The following is a 6866-nucleotide window of genomic DNA, read 5'->3' as shown; positions in this document are numbered from 1 at the left end:
ATATTTACACTTGTTATGGTTATGATGCTTACGGTAGTCCTTGCCGCTTGTGGAACGGACTCTAAAACAGAGGCTGAAGGCGGAGCAGAGACGAACACAGCTGCAGGAAGTAATGGAACTTCGGAACCTGTAGAAAGCGCAGAAGTAACTGTTAAACATAAACTTGGCGAAACCACAGTGAAGACAAACCCAGAAAAAGTAGTCGTATTTGATATGGGGATTCTCGATTCCCTTGATAAACTGGGTGTAAATGTAACAGGTGTGCCGCAAGCGAACATTCCCCCTTACCTTGAAAAGTACAATGATTCTAAATATGCTAACGTAGGTAGTTTGAAAGAACCTGATTTTGAAAAAATCGCAGAAATTAGCCCAGACCTAATCATCATCTCTGGTCGTCAGTCCGATGCTTACGAAGAACTTAGCAAGATTGGAAAAACAATCTACCTTGGAGTAGACACAACTCGCTACATGGATTCTTATAAAGAAAACATGGAGATTCTAGGTCAAATCTTCAACAAAACAGATGAAATCAATACCGAAGTTACAAAAGTAGAAGATGAAATCAAAGCACTGAACGAGAAGGTAACAGCTAGCGGTAAAAATGCATTGATTATCCTTGCAAACGAGGGGAAAATTAGTGCGTACGGTGCAGGATCCCGTTTTGGTATTATCCATGACGTATTTGGTTTCACACCAGCAGATGAAAACATTGAAGTTTCTACACATGGTCAAAGCGTATCGTTTGAATATATTGTAGAGAAAGACCCAGATTACCTGTTCGTAGTGGACCGCGGTGTAATTAATGCTGAAGGGGATGCTTCTTCTGCTAAAGATTTGGTTGAGAACAGTCTTGTAAAGAATACTAAAGCATACAAAGATGGACATATTGTCTACCTTGATGCTAACTACTGGTACTTGTCTGGTGGAGGTCTTGCTTCCGTATCCGAAATGGTGAAAGAAGTAAGTGGAGCATTTGAAGGCTAAGAGTAACGTTTAAAAGATCACTATTTGAACGTAGAGGGTATAGGGGAAAGGAAGGTTTCCCAAGTATCCTCTACGTTTTTTGTGTTCTAAGCTTGTCATGCTACAATACTATTTATGTCACGTTATTCATGTTGGGAGGAGATCACGCAGTGAAAACAAATCGACTCGGTTCCTCTGATCTATTGGTCAGTGAAATTGGTCTCGGATGCATGTCGCTTGGGACCGATGAAAAAAAAGCGATTTCCCTAGTTCATGAAGCTCTCGCACATGGCGTTAATTTTCTGGATACCGCGGATATCTATGATAATGGGCGTAATGAAGAATTGGTGGGACAGGCACTAAAAGGGCGAAGACAAGATGTTATTCTCGCAACAAAAGTAGGGAATCGGCGTTTGCCGGGTAAAGAAGGACTCAGCTGGGATCCTAGCAAGCAACATATCATGAATGCGGTTAAGGAGAGTTTGCGTCGGCTTCAGACTGATTACATTGATCTGTATCAGCTTCACGGGGGTATGATCGAGGATCATATGGAAGAGACGATCGAAGCCTTTGAGGAGCTTAAACAAGCAGGAGTGATTCGTTATTATGGGATATCGTCCATACGTCCGAATGTCATTCGTGAATATGTCGAGCGCTCTTCTATTGTAAGTGTAATGAATCAATACAGTCTGCTTGATCGGCGTGGCGAGGAAGAGGTGTTTCCTGCTCTGCACGAACACGGGGTCAGCGTCATTGCTAGAGGTCCTGTCGCTAGCGGAGCACTCGCAGATGGCAGAGAAGATAAGACCTTGAAGGGTTATCTAGATTACACGCCTGAACAGATTAAAGATATTCGCAGCAAATTGGCACCGTTTGTTACAGCGGAACGAAATATGTCACAACTGGCCATTCGATACGCCCTCTCACATCCCGCAGTTGCCACCGTCATTCCTGGGGCTAGCTCCAGAGAACAACTGCTTAGCAACATAGGGGCTTCCCTAACGGCTCCAATAACGGATAAAGAACAAGGGAAATTGAGAAAATTGACTAGAGCCAATCAATATACACAACATCTATAATTAGATAGACATCAATGATAAAGAAAAGAGGAATTCAAGTGGAACGAATTGAAAGCGAAGAGCAATACCAGAACCTGATTAACGGTGATCGTCTTACGGTAATTAAGTTTGATACGAACTGGTGCCCAGATTGCAAAAATCTGGACCGTTTTATCGGAGATGTGATGGATAAACATCAGGACAAACAGTTTTTTGCTCTGGATGCTGAGAAATTTCTGCCTATAGCGGAACAAAATCAAGTTCGGGGTATTCCGAGTTTGCTCGTGTTTAAAGACGGGGAGAAGATCGCGCATTTACATAGTAAATGGGCAAAGACACCTACTCAAATTTCAGAGTACCTGGACACCCTGGAATCCAAGCAATAAGTTATGATTCAATTTGTTCAAAAAAGGAGCTCTTCCTAAGCTGCAGATAGCTTAGGAAGGCTCCTTTTTTTATAGGATGATAAAAAATAAGAAAAGGGCAAGGGCAAAGCGGTAGTAAGCAAAGGTAGAGAGCTTCCATTTTTTCAAAAGACGCAAGAAGGTTTTGATGGCCAGCATACCTACGCCAAAGGAGGTAAGAAGCCCTATAGCAAAATAAGGGAGATCAGATACTGATAAATAAGATGAGCTTTTCCATAAATCGAGAGCTGTTGCGGCAACCATAATGGGTACGGAGACGAGAAAAGTAAATTCAGCTGCGGCTGTATGACTGACTCTTGCAAGAAGCCCACCGGAAATCGTAGATCCGGAACGTGAAAAGCCGGGCCAAAGTGCTAAAATTTGAAACAGCCCGATAATAAAAGCCTGCTTGTAGGTAATATCATCTGTCGTCTGAGCTGTTGGTTTCTTGTGCCATTTTTCTGCTGCAATCATTAGCAGGCCTCCGGCGATCAAGCTGTAGACGACAGTAGAAGGTCCAAATAAATATTGTTTGATTACATCACGAAACAGTACAGCTGCAAGCCCCGCAGGGATCATAGCGAGAAATATATGAAGTAGATTCAGGCGCGGCATAACACGATCCCCAGGCTTTACGGTGAAAAAACCGACAAAAGTACGCCAGTAAAGTACGACGACTGCCAGCACAGCTCCTAGCTGTACAACTACTTCAAACGTTTTGACATCCTCGTGACTGGTAGAAAGTCCAAGCAGATGAGCAGTAATAATCATATGCCCAGTGGAGGAAACGGGCAGGAATTCCGTGAGTCCTTCCACAATTCCCATAATGATCGATGATAAAATGTCCATAGCTCGTCCCCTTTTTGCCTGCTAAAATAGAAACCATAAAAAACATAACTCATCATTGTATTGTACTCGTCCTATGCTTTTATCAGAACTATTGTAAATGTATTTTAATGTATTATATTGTCGAAACTGGCCATTTCTAGTGTTACATTTTGTGATAGAATAAATGGAGATGTGTAAGCGCTTAAAATGGATGAGGTGTGAAAATTGCTTTCGAGGCTCGTACGGCTTACCAACGATTTGAAGCTGAAACATAAGCTTGTGATTAGCTATGTGATTGTTGTCATGATTCCAGTACTCATCATTGGTTTAGGTGTGACCTATTATTTCAGACAGCAAGCGGTAGATCAGGCGATCCAGCAGGCAGAGAACAATGTAGATCGAATCAATAACCAGACGATGACCTTACTCAGGGTGCCAACAGATATTTCTAATCTTCTTATGTTTAATAATGATATGAAGGAAATTGCTAATACGCGGTTTCCTGATATTTTGGAGCTGACGCGAAGTTATCATGGGTTTACGTTGTTTAATGAGTATTTGCAGCAGTATAGAGAATTGTATGGAATTCGTTTCTTTTCATTTAACTCGACCCTGGTCAATAATCATGAATTTATCCCTGTAAATACTGAAATTCAAAACTCTCCCTGGTTTAAGGAAGCCATGAGTTCTACCAGTATAGGTTGGTTTTATATTCCAACTACAGAAGATAATCCAGCGGACACACTTAGTCTGGTTAGAGGAGTTCAATTTCCAGAGTACCAGAGCCGTGGTGTCCTAATGGTTCTGATTAACCGAGATGAGCTGAACAACATGTTAAGCCAGGAGCCTTTTAACACGATGATTGTGGACAACCAGGGGTACATCGTTGCTGCAAAAGATACGACACTTGTGGGTTCCACCTTTGCCTCATTAAACATCGGAGTTGATCTTAGCACTCATAAGAATGGGTTGGTCGAAGCGAATGTATATGGCGAGCCTTCTAACATTATTGTGGACGAGATCATCCCGCCTTCTAGTATGAACGGATTTCAGATTGTATCCATTTTCTCGACGGAAAGTATCGTAAGCGATGCGAACCAAATTAGCCTCATTGGAATGCTGTTTATTATACTTGTACTCCTTTTTGCTTTGGCACTTGTATATGTGATCTCCTTGCTTACAACCAATCGGTTGTTACGTCTTAGCAGGCAGTTGAATCGATTAGCGCTCGGGGATTTGAATGTCGTTTCGCATGTGGATGGCAATGATGAGATCGGTCAGTTATCAAGGCAGTTCAACCATATGGTGACGAGTATTAATGAGCTAATGGGACAAGTGGTAGACACAAGTGAGCAGAACAATCGTCTTGCGATTGCACAGAAAGAAATTAAACTTAAGATGATGGCGAGTCAAATAAATCCACATTTTCTGTTCAATGCATTGGAATCCATTCGTATGAAGGCTCATATTCAAGGGGAAGTAGAAATTGCGAATATCGTTAGGTTGCTTGGTAAACTGATTCGTAAAAATTTGGAGATTGGTAGCGGCAAAACGACGATTAAAGCGGAAATGGAAATGGTTCGATCTTATTTACAGATTCAGAAGTTTCGCTATGAGGACCGGCTTGATTTTGATCTCAGGGTTGAGGAAGACGTAGAGAGAGCAGAGATCCCTCCGTTAATTATTCAGCCGTTAGTGGAAAATGCAATTGTACATGGTCTAGAGAATAAGGAAGAAGGGGTAAAAGTAGAGGTCTATATCTTTGAGAACAGTGGCCTCGTTCATTTTAAAGTGCGAGATAATGGGATGGGAATTAAGCCGGACAGACTCAAGGAAGTCATATTGTCCATAACCGGACCAGAAGAAGAAGAGAAGAGCAGAATTGGTCTGCGAAATGTGCATCAACGGCTAACATTATCCTATGGTGAAGAGCATGGACTGATCATATCCAGTGAGTATGGAAAAGGTACAGAAATTGATTTCACGGTTCCTAAAGGAGGCAGATAATAATGTATACCGTATTAATAGTTGACGATGAACCTACAATCAGGGAAGGTCTAAAGACGATTATTAACTGGGAAGAACAGGGATACAAGGTTCTAGATACCGCTTCAAATGGAAGGGAAGCTATTGATAAACATCATCAGTTAAACCCGCACCTTACCATTCTGGATATCCGTATGCCGGGCCTTAATGGACTTGAAGTTATAGAACATCTCCGCCGGGAAGGGAAGAAGGGACAGTTTCTTATTTTGAGCGGTCATGCAGACTTTGATTATGCCAAGAAGGCAATCAGTTACGGTGTAGGAGGGTACTTACTGAAACCTGTTGATGAAGAAGAAATGGTAGAGGAACTAGGCCGTATTAAAGGTCTTCTTGATAAGGAACAAAACTTGAAACAACGCAGTACAAATGAGGATTTTTTTTACCGTGAGCACGTAATTGAATCTATATTATTCGGGGGACAAGTGTGGCCGCGGGAAGATGTAATAGAGTACGGACTGGATTGGCCTTTATATCAAGTAGTCCTTCTCGAAGTATACAGTGAATCACATTCTCACATGAGAGCAGAAGTGAAACGTGAAATGGCAGAATTGCTTGCTTCATCGAAGCAAGGAATAGTTTTTACTGCTGGACAGTATATTGGATGCTTGCTTAAACAGCCTTTAGTCTCTGACGAGGAACGTCATCGTTTTTATGATGAAATGGCTTTGGTACTTAAGAGGTTCTCAAGCCCGGTATACATGGCAGGGGGATCTTGTGTACTGTATATCCAAGACATTGAGGCTTCTTATAATGAAGCTCTACATATTATGGAAAATAGGTTTTTCTTTACTGAACCATCGGTTGTGACGATGCAAGCAACAAGTGAGCCAAGTTCGAATGAAGTTGTAGGCCCACTCAGACTAGACGAGGATAAACTTACGGATACACTTTATTATGCGCTGGACATACGAAGTAAAGATCTTCTCTCCCGTGTATTAGATGATATGGAGCGGGTTATGATCCAAGGTTTCTATACAGAGCATGATATTAAAAAGAAGATTACAAAAATTGCGGCTGTTGCTCTAAACAAGCTTTCTCTTCACAGTACGGAATCCAAACTGATTGCAACAGAACATACGGCCATGTTGTCCTCATTATATCAGCAGCCGACGCTTACAGCTCTTTTGGAAACACTGCATCTGCAATTTGCTAAGTTAATTCAGCAACTCGGGGTGAACAGTAAAGATACCATTATTAAGCAGATGATTGATTTTATAAAAAGAAATCCGGGGGATCACTTGAAGCTTGAGGTGCTTGCCGAGGTTTTTAATTATAACAGCAGTTACCTAGGTAAGTTGTTTAAGAATTATACAGGAGAATCGTTTAATGTTTTTCTCGATAAGGTTCGAATGGAGAAGGCAAAATCTTTGCTTGAAGAAGGACTGAAGGTACATCAAGTATCTGCACAGATCGGATATGCAAACGTGGATTATTTTCATAGTAAATTTAAAAAGTACATCGGGATCTCACCTTCCGCATATCGGGATCAGTATAAAGAACGTCAATGATAAAGAACGTTTTATGAGTAATTTCGAAAACGTTTTATAAAAAATGTGAAGTTGTTAAC

The 6866-nt window shown here is 41.4% G+C and carries 6 protein-coding genes; 5 read left to right on the top strand and 1 reads right to left on the bottom strand.

Annotated elements, in window-relative coordinates; genetic code table 11:
* Nucleotides 1-15: 15 nt before the first annotated feature.
* From KFT32_RS22860 to KFT32_RS22850, 3 genes are all read left to right on the top strand, one after another.
* Nucleotides 16-984: a siderophore ABC transporter substrate-binding protein gene (locus tag KFT32_RS22860; RefSeq protein WP_283246466.1), complete on the top strand. Its 969-nt coding sequence runs from the start codon at nucleotides 16-18 to the stop codon at nucleotides 982-984.
* Nucleotides 985-1133: 149 nt separating this feature from the next.
* Nucleotides 1134-2042, top strand: coding sequence for an aldo/keto reductase (locus KFT32_RS22855; protein WP_211749748.1), 909 nt, complete (start codon nucleotides 1134-1136; stop codon nucleotides 2040-2042).
* Between the two features lie 38 nt (nucleotides 2043-2080).
* Nucleotides 2081-2407 (top strand): thioredoxin family protein, encoded by a 327-nt coding sequence (locus KFT32_RS22850; RefSeq protein WP_211749747.1) that lies wholly within the window; start codon nucleotides 2081-2083, stop codon nucleotides 2405-2407.
* Between the two features lie 69 nt (nucleotides 2408-2476).
* Here KFT32_RS22850 and KFT32_RS22845 read toward each other — a convergent pair whose 3' ends face one another.
* Nucleotides 2477-3274, bottom strand: coding sequence for an undecaprenyl-diphosphate phosphatase (locus tag KFT32_RS22845; RefSeq protein ID WP_211749746.1), 798 nt, complete (start codon nucleotides 3272-3274; stop codon nucleotides 2477-2479).
* 204 nt (nucleotides 3275-3478) lie between these two features.
* Between KFT32_RS22845 and KFT32_RS22840 the strand changes: the two genes are divergently transcribed.
* Both KFT32_RS22840 and KFT32_RS22835 read left to right on the top strand, forming a co-directional pair.
* Entirely contained in the window at nucleotides 3479-5260 is a 1782-nt protein-coding gene (locus KFT32_RS22840) for a cache domain-containing sensor histidine kinase (RefSeq protein WP_249436076.1), read from the top strand.
* Between the two features lie 2 nt (nucleotides 5261-5262).
* Entirely contained in the window at nucleotides 5263-6807 is a 1545-nt protein-coding gene (locus KFT32_RS22835; protein WP_211749745.1) for a response regulator transcription factor, read from the top strand.
* Nucleotides 6808-6866 lie beyond the last annotated feature (59 nt).

The organism is Paenibacillus sp. Marseille-Q4541, from assembly GCF_018310695.1.
Taxonomy (GTDB): domain Bacteria; phylum Bacillota; class Bacilli; order Paenibacillales; family Paenibacillaceae; genus Paenibacillus.
This window is presented reverse-complemented; position numbering and strand designations above follow the sequence as displayed.